16 protein-coding genes are annotated in these 15630 nt (G+C 65.3%); 6 read left to right on the forward strand and 10 right to left on the reverse strand.

All coding sequences use genetic code 11. From position 1 onward, the window contains the following. The first annotated feature begins 70 nt into the window (after positions 1–70). The 3 genes from rbfA to IV454_RS14875 are packed head-to-tail and all read left to right on the forward strand — an operon-like array spanning position 71 to position 1918. Positions 71–496, forward strand: coding sequence for a 30S ribosome-binding factor RbfA (rbfA, locus tag IV454_RS14865; protein ID WP_206092065.1), 426 nt, complete (start codon positions 71–73; stop codon positions 494–496). A 6-nt stretch (positions 497–502) separates the two neighbouring features. Continuing rightward, positions 503–1426, forward strand: a complete 924-nt coding sequence (truB, locus tag IV454_RS14870; protein WP_206092066.1) for a tRNA pseudouridine(55) synthase TruB — start codon at positions 503–505, stop codon at positions 1424–1426. Next, entirely contained in the window at positions 1427–1918 is a 492-nt protein-coding gene (locus IV454_RS14875) for a metal-dependent hydrolase (RefSeq protein ID WP_206092067.1), read from the forward strand. Positions 1919–2060: 142 nt separating this feature from the next. Here the strand turns inward: IV454_RS14875 and IV454_RS14880 are convergent, their stop codons facing one another. The 3 genes from IV454_RS14880 to IV454_RS14890 are packed head-to-tail and all read right to left on the reverse strand — an operon-like array spanning position 2061 to position 4761. Next, positions 2061–2855, reverse strand: coding sequence for a MipA/OmpV family protein (locus tag IV454_RS14880; RefSeq protein WP_206092068.1), 795 nt, complete (start codon positions 2853–2855; stop codon positions 2061–2063). A gap of 23 nt (positions 2856–2878) precedes the next feature. After that, a complete protein-coding gene (locus IV454_RS14885; RefSeq protein ID WP_206092069.1) occupies positions 2879–3514 on the reverse strand; it encodes a response regulator in 636 nt (211 codons plus the stop codon). Continuing rightward, a complete protein-coding gene (locus tag IV454_RS14890) occupies positions 3511–4761 on the reverse strand; it encodes a sensor histidine kinase (protein WP_206092070.1) in 1251 nt (416 codons plus the stop codon). The genes IV454_RS14885 and IV454_RS14890 overlap by 4 nt, the downstream gene beginning before the upstream one ends. Before the next feature lie 165 nt (positions 4762–4926). Between IV454_RS14890 and IV454_RS14895 the strand changes: the two genes are divergently transcribed. The 3 genes from IV454_RS14895 (at position 4927) to IV454_RS14905 (ending at position 8952) form a co-directional block, all read left to right on the forward strand. Next, positions 4927–5670, forward strand: a complete 744-nt coding sequence (locus IV454_RS14895; protein WP_206092071.1) for a hypothetical protein — start codon at positions 4927–4929, stop codon at positions 5668–5670. 221 nt (positions 5671–5891) lie between these two features. Next, positions 5892–7727, forward strand: a complete 1836-nt coding sequence (gene typA, locus IV454_RS14900; protein WP_054266630.1) for a translational GTPase TypA — start codon at positions 5892–5894, stop codon at positions 7725–7727. A 295-nt stretch (positions 7728–8022) separates the two neighbouring features. Continuing rightward, a complete protein-coding gene (locus IV454_RS14905) occupies positions 8023–8952 on the forward strand; it encodes a prolipoprotein diacylglyceryl transferase (RefSeq protein ID WP_206092072.1) in 930 nt (309 codons plus the stop codon). Between the two features lie 257 nt (positions 8953–9209). Here the strand turns inward: IV454_RS14905 and IV454_RS14910 are convergent, their stop codons facing one another. The 7 genes from IV454_RS14910 to flgG all read right to left on the reverse strand — a co-directional run bounded on the left by IV454_RS14910 (position 9210) and on the right by flgG (position 15618). After that, positions 9210–10220: a hypothetical protein gene (locus IV454_RS14910; RefSeq protein WP_206092073.1), complete on the reverse strand. Its 1011-nt coding sequence runs from the start codon at positions 10218–10220 to the stop codon at positions 9210–9212. 4 nt (positions 10221–10224) lie between these two features. Then, positions 10225–11136 carry a flagellar hook-associated protein FlgL gene (flgL, locus tag IV454_RS14915; RefSeq protein ID WP_206092074.1) on the reverse strand — a complete coding sequence of 304 codons (912 nt, stop codon included), beginning with the start codon at positions 11134–11136 and terminating at the stop codon, positions 10225–10227. Positions 11137–11146: 10 nt separating this feature from the next. Beyond that, entirely contained in the window at positions 11147–12517 is a 1371-nt protein-coding gene (gene flgK / locus IV454_RS14920; protein ID WP_206092075.1) for a flagellar hook-associated protein FlgK, read from the reverse strand. A gap of 73 nt (positions 12518–12590) precedes the next feature. Next, a complete protein-coding gene (locus IV454_RS14925) occupies positions 12591–12980 on the reverse strand; it encodes a rod-binding protein (protein ID WP_206092076.1) in 390 nt (129 codons plus the stop codon). A gap of 12 nt (positions 12981–12992) precedes the next feature. Further along, a complete protein-coding gene (locus tag IV454_RS14930; RefSeq protein WP_229522253.1) occupies positions 12993–14126 on the reverse strand; it encodes a flagellar basal body P-ring protein FlgI in 1134 nt (377 codons plus the stop codon). 35 nt (positions 14127–14161) lie between these two features. Then, complete coding sequence (gene flgH / locus IV454_RS14935; RefSeq protein WP_206092077.1) at positions 14162–14830, reverse strand: flagellar basal body L-ring protein FlgH; 669 nt, start codon at positions 14828–14830, stop codon at positions 14162–14164. Continuing rightward, on the reverse strand, positions 14830–15618 hold the full coding sequence (gene flgG / locus IV454_RS14940) for a flagellar basal-body rod protein FlgG (RefSeq protein WP_181002740.1): 789 nt from the start codon (positions 15616–15618) through the stop codon (positions 14830–14832). Before flgG ends, flgH begins: the two co-directional genes overlap by 1 nt. Between the last annotated feature and the right edge of the window lie 12 nt (positions 15619–15630).

Raw genomic sequence — 15630 nt, forward strand, 5'->3', positions numbered from 1 at the left:
TCGGGCTCGGACGGCAGCCCGGGCGCTTCGCTTTCCCCCTACAAAAAATCATAAAGAGTAGTATACGACCATGGCTAAACACAGCAAAACCATTCCCGCCCGCGGCTTGCGCGTGGCCGACCAGATCCAGCGCGACCTGGCCGAAATCGTCGCGTACGGTCTGAAAGACCCGCGCATCGGCATGATCACCATCACCGAAGTGCAGATCACTCCCGACTACGCCCACGCCAAGGTGTTCTTCACCATGTTCAAGGACGACAAGGACGCGATCAAGAACACGGTCGACGGCCTTGGCGCTGCAGCCGGCTTCATCCGCAACCAGCTGGGCAAGCGCCTGCACATCCACACCTTGCCGATGCTGCACTTCGTGCACGACACCTCGACGTCGCGCGGCATGGAAATGTCGCTGCTGATCGACCAGGCCAACGCCACCCGCGCGGCCGATGCCGAGCCGGACCCGGTCCCGGAAGATCAAGCCAAGTCCGACACCGAATAACGCGGCATGAAACAAGCTCATATCAAACGGATGCGCGACCTGGTCGACGGCGTGCTGCTGCTCGACAAACCGGTCGGCCTGTCGTCCAACGACGCGCTGATCAAGGCCAAGCGCGTGCTCAACGCCAAGAAAGCCGGCCACACCGGCACGCTCGACCCGTTCGCCACCGGCTTGTTGCCGCTGTGCTTCGGCGAAGCGACCAAGTTCTCGCAAGACTTGCTCGAAGCCGACAAGACCTATGAGACCACGGTCCACCTGGGCATCACCACCACCACCGGCGACACCGAGGGCGAAGCGATCGACATGCGCGACGTCGACGTCACCCTGGCCCAGATCGAAGCCGTGCTGCCGCAGTTCCGCGGTCCCATCATGCAAGTGCCGCCGATGTATTCGGCGCTCAAGCGCGACGGCAAGGCCTATTACGAATATGCGCGCGAAGGCATCACCCTGGAGCGCGAAGCGCGCCCGGTCACCATCCTCAAGCTGGAACTGATGTCGTTTGAAACGCCGCTGCTGAAGTTAGCGGTTACCTGCAGCAAGGGCACGTATATCCGCGTGCTGGGCGAAGACATCGGCCACGCGCTCGGCTGCGGCGCCCACCTGATCCAGCTGCGCCGCACCCAGGTCGGCGCGCTGACCATCGATGGCATGGTGACCCTGGAAGCCTTGCAGGCCCATGCCGAGCCGCTCAGCCTGCTGGCGCCGGTCGATGCCTTGCTGTCGAGTTTTCCGGCGGTGCAGTTGACCGAGGAACTGGCCAAGCGCTTCCTGCAGGGGCAGCGCCTGGCGCTCGGTAAGGAAGCGCTCACGTTGCCGGACAGCCTGGGCCGGGTGAGGGTGTATCACGAGACCCGCCTGCTGGGCACGGCCAATTTGCAGGAATACGCGATCCTGGCACCCGAGCGCCTGATCGCGGCCGTGCACGCGTAAATGCCGTTTACGCCTTTGCACCTGGGACCCGGTGCGGCCATGAAGGCCGTGGGCGGGCGTCATTTCAGCTTCATGGTGTTCGGCGGCGCGCAAGTGCTGATGGACATCGAGCCGCTGGTGGGCCTGATCGAGGGCGCCGACATCCTGCACGGTCCGACCCATACCCTGGCTGGTGCGCTGCTCATCGGCAGCGTGGCTGCGCTCACCGGCAAGCCGGTCAGCGAGTTCGTGCTGCGCGTGCTGAAGATCGCGCATCAACCAATCAGCTGGCTGGCCTCGTGCATGGGGGCGTTCCTGGGCACCTTGTCGCATATCGTGCTCGACGCCATCATGCACAGCGATATGCATCCGTGGCGGCCGCTGTCGAACAGCAATGGCTTGCTCGACCTGGTGTCGGTGAACGCCTTGCACCTGGCTTGCCTGGTGCTGGCTGTGCTCGGGGGCGCGGTGGCCGCCTGGCGGCTGTACAAGGCAAGCCGGCAGCGGCCGTGATTACTTCGTCGCCCCCGCGCCAAGGCGGCACTCGGCGGGGGCCCAAGTTCGTCGCTCAGTCTGTGGCTACGGAGCCAACTTGGGCGCCCGCCCGCGCGGGCGCGACGGGGGCGTTACTCAGGGCCGCCCACGGTTCATCCCATCACCAGTGATAGGTCAAGACCGTGAACAAGGAGGTACTGCTGCGGCTTTCCACCAGCGGGCTGTCGAGCGCATCGCCCATCAGGCGCGAGGCGACCATGCCGCTGCTTAGCGCGTACTTGGTGCTCAGGTCGACATTCCAGCGCAGTGACAGATAGGCGTCCTTGACCCCGCCCCCGGCCCGGTACACCGGCTTGCCGCTGCGCGCGGCCTGTGCGGGCGAGATGCCGAAATACGATTGCATGTAGCTGCGGTTGACCACATTCATCCCTGCGCCGAGGCCGACCGACTGGTGGGTGCCGAGCCGCATGCTGTAATCGGCACCCAGATTGAGGCGCACGCCGCCGTGGTCATCGCTTCCTCCGTACAGTACGTTTGAATGGAAGCCGATGTTGTGCGCTAGCTGGTAACTGGCAAACGCCCCCGCCTCAATCCCGAGCTGGAATTTGCTGTCCTTGTCGTCGCCACGGTGCGAGCGCGAGCCATAGGTGAGCAGGGGGCCGTATTTGAACATGGGATCTTCCGACAGCTGCATGCCGACTTGCCCCGGCTCGGCAAAGATGCCGTTGCTCCACTGGGCTGAAATACTCGGCAGCACGACCGCTTTCATCGCGCTGCGGCCCTCTTTCGCCTGCACCAGCGCGGCGATCAGGCTGATGTCGACATCGGTGGTTCCTTCCGGCATCTGGGTGGTCGGCGACTGCGCCGCCGCCGGCAGGCAGCAAGCGGCCAGGGTAGTGAAGGTGGCGATGGAGGCGAAGCTGGCGCAGGCGTGCGCCCGGGTTGGGATGGTCATGGTTTCCTGTGGAAGTGCGTTGGTCAGATGTAGCCGAGTTCGAGCCCGCGCAGCACCGCGCGTACGCGGTCGCGCACGGCCAGCTTGGCGAGGATGTTTGAAACGTGATTCTTGATGGTGCCTTCGCTCGGCCCGAGCGCGGCGCCGATTTCGCTATTGTTCAAGCCGGCCGCCATCAGCGCCAGGATTTCGGTTTCGCGCGCGGTCAGGCGCGCGCCGCCCTCGGCAGGTATGCGCGTGCCGCCGGCCTGTTCGTAGGCGGCGCGCGTGCGTTCGGTCAGGCCCGGGCGGAACAAGGTGGCGCCGGCGGCGACACTGCGGATGCCCTCGGCCAGCCGTTCGAGCGAGATATCCTTGAGCAGGAAGCCGCGCGCGCCGGCGCGCATGCCGTCGAACAGCGCTTCGTCGTCGTCGAAGGTGGTCAGGAGGATGGTCGGCGGCAGCAAGCCCTGCTGCCTGCGCAGCAGTTCGATGCCCGAACACAGCGGCATGCGCACGTCCAGCAGCAACACCTGCGCTTGCGCCTGCGCGATCACGGCCACGGCTTCATCGCCATTGGCCGCCTCGGCCACGACGCGGATGTCGTCGGTCAGGTCGAGCAAGCCGCGAATGCCGCTGCGCACCAGCATCTGGTCGTCCACCAGCACCACGCGGATCATGCTCCCGCTCCCGTTGCGGGCAGGCGGATGCCGAGTGCGAAGCCTTGCCCGGCGCCATTGGTGGCGTGCAGGGTGCCGCCCAGCTGGGCCAGGCGTTCGCGCATGCCGCGCAAGCCATTGCCTTCGGCCGCGCCGCCGCTGCCACGGCCATCGTCGGCGATGTCGAGCAGCAGGTCGCCGCCGCCGTCGCGCCGCAAGGCGACCGTCATGACAGCCGCGCCGGCGTGGCGGATGGCATTACTGATTGCTTCCTGCACCGCGCAGAACAGCGCATGGGCGAGCGCCGCCGAGTCGATCCCGAGCCGCTCGCCGATGCATAGTTCGATGCGCGGCGCCGGAATGCCGGCGCACAGGGTTTCCAGCGCCAGGCGCATATCGATGTCGCATCCGCCGCGTTCGCTGCTCACCAGCAGGCGCACGTCGGCCAGCAGGGTGGCGGCCAGGCTGCTGGCCGTGGCCAGCGAGGCGGGGGCCGCGTCGCCGGCCTGGCGCTTGGCCAGGTCCAGATGCAGCTTGAGCGCGGTCAGGTGATGGCCGGCCATATCGTGCAGGTCGCGCGCCAGGCGCATGCGTTCACTGGCGCGCACCGCTTCGCCCAGCAGGGCCTGGGTCGCCTGCAGTTCCGCGTGCGCCGCGGCCAATGCCACGCGTGCGCGCCGTTCGCCCAGGGCCACATGCACCACCGCCGTGACGACGGCCATGATCACCGCTTCGCCCCCCGCCAGCATGCAAGCCATGATGAAGCCTGCGTCGGACATGGGCAGGTCCAGGGTGACCAGCAGGGTTGCGCCCGACGAGAGCAGGGCCGCCGCCGCCAGCCAGCGCAGCGCGCTGCGCAGCGGCAGTGTGCCGAGCTGGGCGGTGAAGACATAGACCAGGCCCATGTCGCCGACCACCGCCAGCACGAGTTCCAGCCCCAGCGCCGCCGGCGAGCGCAGCACGGCCGGCCAGGCCGGCCCGCTGGCGCGCAGCCAGGCCAGGGCGGCCAAGCCGACGGCGCAGCCGGTGCGCAGCAGGCGTAGCAGCAGGGCGGTCAATTCCTTGCGGTCGGTGCCGGCGCTCAGCGCCGATGGCGGCGTGGTGAAGTGGTTGGCGACGATGCTGGCCAGGCGGCCTCCAGCGCTATGGAGGGCGTCGAACTCGATCTCGTAGCTCCACAGCAGCGCGCAGCCCGGCCCCGTCACCAGCAGGCAGGCCAGCGGCCATACGGCGCGGGGGAACAGTTTGTCGAGTCGGGATGTCATCATGGCGCCTGTGAGCGCTGGGAGCGCTTGCTATCGAGGTGGCAATTCTACGTGACGCGGCGCGGCGCGGGGCAGTGCCGGAAGTCATGCGGCGCCTCTATCTTTTGGCACATGGCGGCGCGCCCGCCCTGGACTAGAATGGCACTCCCACTTTCTGTATTGCCACCGATGAAAACGCTGACGAAATTGTTCTTGCTTGCCGCCTGCCTGCCGACCGCCGTGCCGGCCGCCGATACTGTCGTTACCGATCCCGTCGCCAAGGTCGAGATCAACGCGCAGCGCGATTCCGAATGGATCGGCTACCGGCATGCCTACAAGGCGGCCGCCTTCTTTGCCCCGTTCGTGCGCACGCGGCCCCTGATCCAGGCCCACTTGCAGGTGCGTCCCCGGCGTCCCGACGTGCCGCTCGACGGCCTGCGCCTGAGCGTGGCGGGCGCGCACACCCACTTCGAGGTGGCGGTCGACGCCATGGGCCGGGCCGAACTGCCGCTGGAAAAGAAAGCCTACCAAGACGACGCTGTGATCACCCTCAACCGGCAAAAGGGCAATTACTATTTCAGCGGCCGCTACAGCATCCGCGAGCGCGACGACGGCGTGTACGACGCCAGCCTGCTGCGTGACGCCTGCGAGCAATTGCTGGCGGCCCAGCGCGCCTCGGGTTACCGCATGCGCCTGTTGGGCAAGCAGTGCGCCGGCATCAAGATCGTGTATCCGGCCGGTTCCGCGCCCGAGGTCGCGCTGGAGGCGGGCGGGGCGCCGCCGCGCATGCTGGCGCCGGCCGAAGCCCATCCGTTCGAGGATGGCTCGATGGGCTTGTACCAGGTGGTGACGGTGCGCTTTGCCGACTTGCCGGCCGGGGCAAAGGTGACGGCCGCCACGCGCCCGCTAGCGATCGGTACCCTGTACGAGTAGCGCGCAAGGGCAGGGTGTCATGCGGGCGACACAAATCGCGGTCAGACTTGAGCCACGCAGTGCGTCACTGTGGTGAAAAAAGCAGCAAGCCATTGAAATTGCAGGGCTTTTCAAATTGGCGATGCGCAATACACGACTTTAGCGTGCTATACTAGTCGGTTCCTGATTTAAGCAGCACCGTACACCTTCGTACACCACGTACATTTCCGTTCCTTACGACCATGTCAAATTCAAAACGCGCAATTCGTAACATCGCTATCATCGCCCACGTTGACCACGGCAAAACCACGCTCGTGGACAAGCTGCTGCGCCAATCCGGTACCTTCCGTGAAAACCAGGCAGTCGAAACCCGCGTAATGGATTCGAACGACCTCGAAAAAGAACGTGGCATTACGATTCTGTCGAAGAACTGCGCGGTTGAATACAACGGCACCCACATCAACATCGTCGACACCCCAGGCCACGCCGACTTCGGCGGCGAAGTCGAGCGCGTGCTGTCGATGGTTGACTCGGTGCTGCTGCTGGTCGATGCGCAAGAAGGCCCGATGCCGCAGACCCGCTTCGTGACCCGCAAAGCGCTGGCGCTGGGCTTGAAGCCGATCGTCGTCGTCAACAAGATCGACCGTCCGGGCGCGCGCGCTGAATGGGCGATCAACCAGACATTCGAACTGTTCGACAAACTGGGCGCCACCGACGAACAGCTCGACTTCCCGGTTGTGTACGCATCGGCACTGAACGGTTACGCCAGCCTCGACGCGGAAGCGCGCGAAGGCGACATGACCCCGCTGTTCGAAGCCATCCTCAAGCACGTTCCTGTGCGTGACGACAATCCGGACGGCCCGCTGCAGATGCAAGTGACCTCGCTCGATTACTCTTCGTACGTCGGCAAGATCGGCATTGGCCGCATCTCGCGCGGCCGCATCAAGTCCGGCCAGGACGTCATCGTCCTGAACGGTCCTGACTCGACCCCGATCAAGGGCCGCATCAACCAGGTTCTGAACTTCAAGGGCCTGGAGCGCGTGCTGGTTGATGAAGCCGTCGCCGGCGACATCGTCCTGATCAACGGTATCGACGAAATCGGCATCGGTTCGACCATCTGCCAGCCGGACACCCCGGACGCGCTGCCGATGCTGACCGTCGACGAGCCGACCCTGACCATGAACTTCATGGTCAACAACTCGCCACTGGCCGGCCGCGAAGGCAAGTTCGTCACCAGCCGCCAGCTGCGCGACCGCCTGGACCGCGAACTGAAAGCCAACGTTGCCCTGCGCGTAGCGCCGACCGACGACGACACGATTTTCGAAGTCTCGGGCCGCGGCGAGCTGCACCTGACGATTCTGATCGAAAACATGCGCCGCGAAGGCTTCGAGCTGGCCGTATCGCGTCCGCGCGTGGTGTTCAAGATGGTCGATGGCGTGCGCCACGAGCCGTTCGAACAACTCTCGGTTGACGTTGAAGAAGCCAACCAGGGCGGCGTCATGGAAGAACTGGGCCGTCGTCGTGGCGACCTGCAAAACATGGAATCGGATGGCAAGGGCCGTGTTCGCCTCGAATACAAGATTCCTGCGCGTGGCCTGATCGGCTTCCAGGGCGAATTCATGACCCTGACCCGCGGCACCGGCCTGATGAGCCACGTATTCGACGAATACGCACCGGTCGACAACACAAAAGGCGAAATGGCTGGCCGTCGCAACGGCGTGCTGATTTCGCAGGACGACGGCGCGGCAGTTGCTTACGCCATCTGGAAACTGCAAGACCGCGGCCGCATGTTCGTGGTGCACAACGACCCAGTGTACGAAGGCATGATCATCGGCATTCACTCGCGCGACAACGACCTGGTCGTCAACCCGATCAAGGGCAAGCAGCTGACCAACGTGCGTTCGTCGGGTACCGATGAAGCGGTGCGCCTGGTACCGCCGATCCAGATGTCGCTCGAATACGCGGTGGAATTCATCGCCGACGACGAACTGGTTGAAATCACGCCAAAATCGATCCGCCTGCGCAAGCGCTATCTGAAAGAGCACGAGCGTAAAAAAGCCGGCCGCGATTCCGCGTAATTGACGCCGACGGAGTGCCCCGCATTCCGTAGCGACGACGCCTTCCCCTGGGCTTGCATCGACAGATGCTGGTCCGGCGGAAGGCGTTTTTCGTTTCCACAACCGGAGCCGGGTCGGAGCCGGGGGCTGACCTCTGAGCCGGGGTCTGACCTCTGATTCGACCTCTGAGCCGGGGTCTGACCTCTGATTCGAAACATTTCCTAACCGTGATTCGAGCCGGGGTCTGACCTCTGATTCGAAACATTTCCTAACCGGGGTCTGACCTCTGATTCGAAACATTGTAGAAAGAACAGGTATGTCGTATCCGTATTTAAGCGATGTCATCAAGGACCTGACCGGCATCGACCTGCCGCTGCCGATCGCCACCTTCGGCTTGTTGGTGGCCTGCGCCATCCTGGCCGGGGGCGAGTGCCTCAAGCGCGAGCTGGCCCGGCTGTATGCGGCCGGGCGCATCGGTCCCGCTCACAAGCGGGTCAAGGGCGAGGATGGCGTGGTGAGCGAGGTCGCGGTGCCGCCGCAGGAAATCGTCAACGATCTGAGCTTTATCGTGGTGCTGGTGGGCGTGGTCGGGGCACGCCTGTTCCACATCCTTGAGCATACCGATCAGTTCATGGCCGATCCGTGGAGCATGATTTTCAGCCGCTCCGGCCTGAGCGTGTTTGGCGGGTTGATCCTCGGCACGGTGGCCGGGGTGATCTGCGTGCGGCGCTGGAAGTTGCCGATCCGTCCGCTGCTCGACGCCGTGGCGCCGGCCATGATGCTCGGCTACGCGCTCGGCCGCATCGGCTGCCAGGTATCGGGCGATGGCGACTGGGGCACGGCGGCCAATATGGCGCTTAAACCCGACTGGCTGCCGACCTGGTTCTGGGCGCAGACCTACGACAACAATATCTTCGGGGAAGTGCTGGCGGCGCCGGGCGTGTATCCGACTTCCATCTACGAAACGGTCATGGCGCTGGCGTGTTTTGGCTTGCTGTGGGCGCTGCGCAAGCACCGTTTCCTGAGCGGCTGGCTGTTTTCCGTGTATTTGGTGCTGGCCGGGCTGGAGCGGCTGCTGATCGAGCAGATCCGGGTCAATCCGAAGATAACGCTTGGCGGCTTGCAGGCGAGCCAAGCCGAAATCGTCGCGGTGGTCCTGACCTTGGCTGGATTGCTGGGTCTGGCGCTGCTCAGCCGGCGCGTGTCCGCCGTTGCCCGGCCGATCCCGGCAGCGCCCCAGGCGTAAACGACGAATTGCAAAACCGGCGGCAGCCGATTTTGCAATATTTCGAATCAGAGGTCAGACCCCGATGGGGCTTTTTTCGCATCCGAGGTCAGACCCCGGTGGGGTGTTCACGGCAATTCCGCTCGCGTAAACGGCGAATTGCAAAACCGGCGGTGGCCAATTTTGCAATATTTCGAATCAGAGGTCTGACCCCGGTTAGGAAATATGACCCCGGTTAGGAAATGTTTCGAATCAGAGGTCAGACCCCGGTGGGGTGGTCAGTGCAGGCCGAGCAGGGCCAGCACGCGCTCGCGGCTGATGCCGACCAGCGCCGAGGTCAGCGCCAGCAGGGATTCGTAGTTCGGGGTGCTGGCGGTGTCGGCGAAATCCTGGGCCATCACTTCGATGTCGGCCGCCGCCGGCTGGTTGGCGGCGGCGCGGCTGGCAGCCGCACTGAGCGCTTGGCTGGCCGCTTGCTGCGAGCGCTGCACCTGCGCTAGTGTTTGCACGACTTCATGCAAACTCTGGCGCAGGGCGTCGGCGTTGCTGGCGCCCCATTGCTGCGGCATGACGATGTCGGTATCGGCTTCCACCGCCACTCGCCCCACGCCCTGGATCGAGAGCGAATCGCGCACCATCGGCCAGGCCGTCTCGGGTGTGCTGAAGACCAGGGCGCCGCTGCCGTCGGCGCTTACGCGCATATTGGCCGGGGCCAGCGCGCGGTCGAAGCGCACCACGATTTCATCGCGCGTCATGGACGGGTCGACCGCCACCGTCAAGGGCTGGGTATTGCTGCCCACCGAAAACGAAAGGGATTGGCCAGCCCCGGCGGTGAGCATGTCGAGGTTCAGGCCCTTGATGCGGAAACGTTGGCTGGCCGGTTGAGGGCTGCTGAAGTTCAGGCGCGCGTCGACGCTGCCGCCGCTGGATTGGCGCCGCTTGTCCATGGTCGCGCCAAGCTGGCGCAGGTGGGCTTCGATGGCGCCGCTGTCGCCGCGGCGCGAACTGAGTTTGGCGCTCAGCTCGCCCTTGAGCGCTTGCAGCTGGCCGGCCACCTGTTCCAGGAAGTCGAGCGCCTGCTGGGCGCTGGCGACGTCGCCCTGCAACTGATGGTCGACCCGGGCCAGGCCGCGCCGCAGCGGGGCGGCCGCGCCCGGCGTGGGCGCGACCGGGGTCAGTTGCGGGGGACGCCCTTGTGTTGCGTCCGCGGCCGCCTCGCTGCGCACGCCGCTGGCGTTGGCGCCGGCCGGGCCGCTGGTACTGCCGCTGGTGGGACGGATCGCTTCCATGGCGTTACAAGGCCGCGAACAGGGACAGGTTGCCTATCTTCGCATAGGCCTTGTAGGTCGCTTCCAGCGCGCTGGTGTAGCCGCTCAGCTCGGTCGCGGCGAGGCCGTAGTCGAGCTGGCCGATGTCGGTCAGCGCCATCTGGTTCGACAAGCTCACATTGCTGTGGTTTTCGTCGAGCGTGCTGAGGATGTTTTGCGAGCCGCCCAGCACGGCGATCTTGCCGGAAATGAGGTCGAGCGCCTTGTCGAAGCCGTCCAGGTTGGCCGCGAGGGTGGCGCGGGTGGCCGGGTTGTTGGCGCTGGCGCCCGGCGCGCTGAGCGCGGCCAAGGTCATGTCGAGCTGGTTGAGCATGGTTTCGATGCCGCTCATGTTGCCGTTCGCAACCTGGGTGATGCCATTGCCGACCACGACCGTCTGATCGTTGGTGTTGCCGGCGTAGCTGTAGCGCGAACCGACCGCGGCGGCCGCATTATAGGCGATCGGGGCGGTGCCGGTCTGGGTCCCGGAAAACACGAAGCGCCCTTCCTGGTCGATCGAGTTGGCGCTGTAGAGCAGGCTTTCGCGCAGGGCGGTCAGGGGCGAGACCATGGCGGCCAGGTCGGCCGGGGCATTGCCGCCGTCGGACGACCAGACCAGCAGGTCGCGGCCCTGCATCATGTCGTTGACCATGCTGCCGAGGTAGGATTCGTTCTTGGTCAGGCGGATCTTGAGCGCGGCGATATTGTCGCGGTACTGGCCGACGGCGGATTCTTCGCGGTGCAGGCGCGACATGCGCACGGTGTCGACCGGGTCGTCCGAGGGCAGCAGGATGCGGGTACGGCTCGACATTTGCTGGTTGACGTAGCTGATGCGCTCCTGGTTTTGCTGGAGCGAGATGTTCATCGTCGCTTGGTATTGGCTGGTGGCAATCCGCATACGTTTCTCCTTAACCCATCATGGCCAATGTTGCATCGAACAGCGAATTGGCTACTGACATCACTTTCATGTTCGCCTGGTACATATTCTGGTACTCGACCAGATTGACCGCTTCTTCATCCTTGTTCACGCCGCTGGTCGAGGTCCAGTCGTCCATCGCATGGTTGCGCATGGTCTCGGCGGTGGCCAGCGCCACCCGGTTTTGCTGGCTGTCGACGGCCAGCTTGCCGACCAGCTGGGAATCGGCGTCGCTGATCATCACCGAACCGAGCCCGCCGAGGACCACCGGCTGCTTTTTGATGTCGATCAGTTTTTGCAGGTTGCCGCTGTCGCCAGGGGTATTATCGCCCGAAAACGCGAGGTCGGCGGTCTGGTAGCCGGCGCTGACCTGCAGCATGTTCGAGGGGCTGCCCGGGGTGAATACGAACAGCGGGCCGCCGGCCGTGCCGTTCATGGTGTAGCCGGCCGCCAGTTGGGTGTTGACCTTTTGCGCCAGTTGCTGGGCCAGGTCGGACACGCCCTGCTGCATCGGCAGCAGGATATCGCGTTCGTACAGGCCGAGGCCGCCGAGCTGGGCGCCCACCGCCGTCTTGTCGAGCTGGTACGAGGAACCGGCGAAGTCGACCCGCAGGTTTTGCGCCGCGCCGCCTTCAGCCACCAGGGTGGCGGCGACGTTGCCGATCACCAGCGCCTGGCCGGTCTTGAGCGAAATGCTGCGCGTGCCGTCGGGCTGGTCGGTCACTTCCAGCCCGACCTGGGTGGACAGGGCGTCGATGGCCAGGTCGCGCGCATCGACCAGGGTCGAGGTGCTGCTGCCGGAGGCGCTGGCCAGGCCGATCTGGCGGTTCAGGCCGGCGATGGTCTGGATCGAGGCGTTGGCCGACGCAACAATCGCGCCGCGCTGGTCGCGCAAGGATTGCAATTGGCCGTTGTACACATTGTTCATGCTGTTGAAGCGCTGCGCCATGGCGCTGGCGGCGGTCAGTACTTGCTGGCGCAGCGGGGTCGAGGTGGGATCGACGCCGGCCACCGCGTTGAGCGCCTGGAAGAATTTGTCGACCCCGTTGCTCAGGCCGGCGTCGTTGTCGCCCATGACCCGTTCGAGCTGGGTCAGGTAGGGCTGGGTCTGGGAATACTGGCCGACGCCGGAAGCGGCGCGCCACAGTTGCTGGTTCTTGTAGCCATCGGAAAAGCGCAGCAGGGAATTGACCGCCACCCCGTCGCCGGCTGAACGCGTGCCGGCTTGCGGAGCGACCGCGGTCAGCAGCGCCGCCTGGCGCGTGTAACCCTTGGTTTGCAAGTTTGCAATGTTCTGGCTGGTTGTCTGCAGCGCGAGTTGAGAAGCCAGGGCGCCGCTCAGGGCGTTGTTCATGATGCTCATGGTGTCACTTCTTTCTCGATGGGCCGGCAAGATAGGTCGTCATCTCTACAAGGCGACCGATTACTTGCTTCCATTAAATTTTTTGGCGGGAAGTTTGCAGCGGCGTCGGCAGCGGGGCCGTAGCCGGCGTTTGCGGCGCCGCCGCCGGCAGCAACTGGCGCAAGATGGCGTCGGCCACGCCGAAGGCGCGCTGGTGCGCCATTTGCCCGGCCATCATGTTGTCGGCCATGTCTTGCATGTCGTGGTTGACCGGGTCCTTGAAGACGCTGTCGTCGTCGGCCATGGCGCGGGTACCGCTGCGCATTTGCTGCAGCATATTGCCGATAAAGAAACTTTCGAATTCGATGGCGGCCTTGGTGGCTTTCGCCACGAACACCGGATCGGCGGCCGGGGCGACCGCGGCTTCGTGGCCGGGGCCCATGCCGGCGCGCTTGAGCGTGGTGTTCAGGTCGAGTGGATTCATGGCAGCAATTCCTTAAATGACGACCAGTTCGCCTTCGATGGCGCCGGCCTGGTCGAGCGCCTGCAGGATCGCCATGATGTCGTCCGGGGTGGCGCCCAGGCTGTTGACGATGTCGATGATGGTTTGCAGCTTGGCGCTGGCGGGCCACTTGAACATGGCGCGCCCGCCGCCCTGGTCGATCGACAGCTTCGATTGCGGGGTGACGGCGGTGCGCCCGCCCGACAACGGGCCGGGCTGGCTCACGGCCGAGCTTTCGGAGATCACCACCTTGAGCGAACCGTGGGTCACGGCGGCGGCCTTGACCCGCACGCCCTCGGCGATCACCACCGTGCCGGTGCGCGAATTGAAGACCACTTTCGGCACATCGGTGCCGACATCGACCGACAGCGCCTGCAGCTTGGCCATGAAGGCCACGCGCTCGGTCGGGTTGGCGGGGGCGATCACCTGGATGCTGGCGCCGTCGGCCGTGGTGGCCAGCGGCCCGAAGCGGCGGTTGATGGCTTCGACGACATTGGTGGCGGTCTGGAAGTGCGGCGTTTTCAGGCGCAGCATGACGTCGGCGCGGGTCGAGAAATCGCTGCCGATTTCGCGTTCGATGTTGGCGCCGTTGGGAATCCGTCCGCCGGTCGGGGTATTGACGGTGACGCTGGAGCCGCTGGCGCCGGCCGCGTTCAGCCCGCCCACCACCACATTGCCCTGGGCCAGGGCATAGACTTCATTGTCGGCCGCGCGCATTTGGGTGAGCAGCAGCACGCCGCCGCGCAAGCTCTTGGCGTCGCCCAGGGAGGAGACGTTGACGTCGATCGGCTGGCCGCGCCGGTAGCCGGGCGGGAACACGGCGCTGACCATGACCGCGGCCACATTCTTGTTCTTCGCTTCGGCGCCGTCCGGCAGCTTGACGCCGAACTGCTTGAGCATGTTGACCACGGACTGGCTGGAAAACTTGACCTGGCTGCTGTCGCCGCTGCCGTTCAGGCCGACCACGAGGCCGTAGCCGACCAGTGGATTGTCGCGCACGCCTTCGACGCTGACCAGGTTGCGCAGGGTTTGCGCGGCCGCGGCCGGGTTCGGCAAGGACAGGCAAGTCAGCAGGGCCAGCACGGAGAAGGGAAGGGCGAGGCGGCGCATGAAAGCGGGTGATTGCATGGTGATTCCTTAGAACGGCACGAACGTGGCGGCGTTTAAAACGGCATCCAGGGACCGAGGAAGAAACGGGTCAGCCAGCCGGGTTCGTTGGCGTTGGCGAGGGCGCCCCGGCCCGAATAACTGATCTGGGCATTGGCCACGCGCAAGGACGAGACCTGGTTGTCGGCGTCGATGTCGGCGGCGCGCAGGAAGCCCTTGAGGCGCACGAATTCTTCGCCCTGGTTCAGGGTCAGGCTTTTTTCGCCGGCCACGCGCAGCAGGCCGTTGGGCAGCACTTCCTGCACGATCACGGTCAGCGCGCCGGACAGGGCGTTCTGCTGGGTGCTGGTGGCGTCGCCCTCGAAGCCGCGCTCGGCGGACAGGTCGAGGGCGGCCTTGGGGAATTTCTTGCCCAGCAGGCTAGGCGCGGCCACGCCCACGTTCGACTGCTTGCTCACGCTGGTGCCGGCGCGCTTGCTCGCTTGCGTGGTTTCCTGCAGGAGCACGGTGACCACGTCGCCGGTGCGGAAGGCCCGGCTGTCGGAGGTCAGGGGCACGGCGTCGGCGTTGAACACGCCGCCGGACAGGCCGCCGCGCGTCTGCGCGCGCGGCAGCGGCGCGGTGTCGTCGGCCATCGCGCGCGCTGGCGCTTGGACACTGCTGGCGCAGCCGCCCAGCAGCAGTATCAGCAACAGCGGCGCAAACAAGGCGGCGGCCGCTTTCATCAGCGCGCCGCCTGCGCCAGGTACTGCAGCATGTTGTCGGCGGCGGAGAGCACCTTGGTGTTCATCTCGTAGGTGCGCTGGGCGGCGATCATGTCGACCATCTCTTCGACCACTTGCACGTTCGAGCCTTCCAGCGCGCCCTGCTTGAGCTTACCGAAAGCGCCATCGCCAGGACGGCCTTCGGCGGCGGCGCCGCTGGCCGGCGTTTCCGAGAACAGGTTTTCGCCGAGCGCCAACAGGCCGGTCGGGTTGACGAAGTTCGATAGGCTCAGCTGGCCCAGTTCGGACGGCGTGGTGCTGCCGGCGATGGTGGCCGAGACCATGCCGTTTTCGCCGATGGTGATGGCGGTGGCATTGTTCGGCACCGTAATCTGCGGCACCAGCGGCAAGCCCTGGGCATTGACCAGGGTGCCGGTGGCGTCGACCTGCAACTGGCCGGCGCGGGTGTAGGCCGGGTCGCCGTTGGGGCGGCGCACTTGCAGGAAGCCATTGCCGGAAATGGCCACGTCGAGCGGCTGGCTGGTCGTTTGCAGGCTGCCGTTGGTGAACACTTTCTGGGTGCCCAGCAGGTGGGTGCCGTTACCGAGCTGCACACCAGATGGCGACAGGGTATTGTCGGCGCGCTGGGCGCCCGGCTGCTGGTCGACCTGGTAGAACAAGTCCTCGAACACGACCCTGTCGCGCTTGAAGCCGACCGTGTTGACGTTGGCCAGGTTGTTGGCGATCGCCTGCAGTTTGGCGTCCTGGGCTTGCACCCCGGTTTTGCTGATCCACATTGCTGGATTCATGATCTTTTCCTT

The organism is Massilia antarctica, from assembly GCF_015689335.1.
GTDB lineage: Bacteria > Pseudomonadota > Gammaproteobacteria > Burkholderiales > Burkholderiaceae_D > Telluria_A > Telluria_A antarctica.

Bases quoted from the DNA above. Each gene is read 5' to 3' on its own strand.
- flgK (WP_206092075.1), bottom strand. From the start codon at position 12,517: ATGAGCATCATGAACAACGCCCTGAGCGGCGCCCTGGCTTCTCAACTC.
- flgL (WP_206092074.1), bottom strand. From the start codon at position 11,136: ATGCGGATTGCCACCAGCCAATACCAAGCGACGATGAACATCTCGCTC.
- truB (WP_206092066.1), top strand. From the start codon at position 503: ATGAAACAAGCTCATATCAAACGGATGCGCGACCTGGTCGACGGCGTG.
- IV454_RS14895 (WP_206092071.1), top strand. From the start codon at position 4,927: ATGAAAACGCTGACGAAATTGTTCTTGCTTGCCGCCTGCCTGCCGACC.
- IV454_RS14880 (WP_206092068.1), bottom strand. From the start codon at position 2,855: ATGACCATCCCAACCCGGGCGCACGCCTGCGCCAGCTTCGCCTCCATC.
- IV454_RS14890 (WP_206092070.1), bottom strand. From the start codon at position 4,761: ATGATGACATCCCGACTCGACAAACTGTTCCCCCGCGCCGTATGGCCG.
- IV454_RS14925 (WP_206092076.1), bottom strand. From the start codon at position 12,980: ATGAATCCACTCGACCTGAACACCACGCTCAAGCGCGCCGGCATGGGC.
- rbfA (WP_206092065.1), top strand. From the start codon at position 71: ATGGCTAAACACAGCAAAACCATTCCCGCCCGCGGCTTGCGCGTGGCC.
- IV454_RS14875 (WP_206092067.1), top strand. From the start codon at position 1,427: ATGCCGTTTACGCCTTTGCACCTGGGACCCGGTGCGGCCATGAAGGCC.
- IV454_RS14905 (WP_206092072.1), top strand. From the start codon at position 8,023: ATGTCGTATCCGTATTTAAGCGATGTCATCAAGGACCTGACCGGCATC.
- IV454_RS14930 (WP_229522253.1), bottom strand. From the start codon at position 14,126: ATGCAATCACCCGCTTTCATGCGCCGCCTCGCCCTTCCCTTCTCCGTG.
- typA (WP_054266630.1), top strand. From the start codon at position 5,892: ATGTCAAATTCAAAACGCGCAATTCGTAACATCGCTATCATCGCCCAC.
- IV454_RS14910 (WP_206092073.1), bottom strand. From the start codon at position 10,220: ATGGAAGCGATCCGTCCCACCAGCGGCAGTACCAGCGGCCCGGCCGGC.
- flgH (WP_206092077.1), bottom strand. From the start codon at position 14,830: ATGAAAGCGGCCGCCGCCTTGTTTGCGCCGCTGTTGCTGATACTGCTG.
- IV454_RS14885 (WP_206092069.1), bottom strand. From the start codon at position 3,514: ATGATCCGCGTGGTGCTGGTGGACGACCAGATGCTGGTGCGCAGCGGC.
- flgG (WP_181002740.1), bottom strand. From the start codon at position 15,618: ATGAATCCAGCAATGTGGATCAGCAAAACCGGGGTGCAAGCCCAGGAC.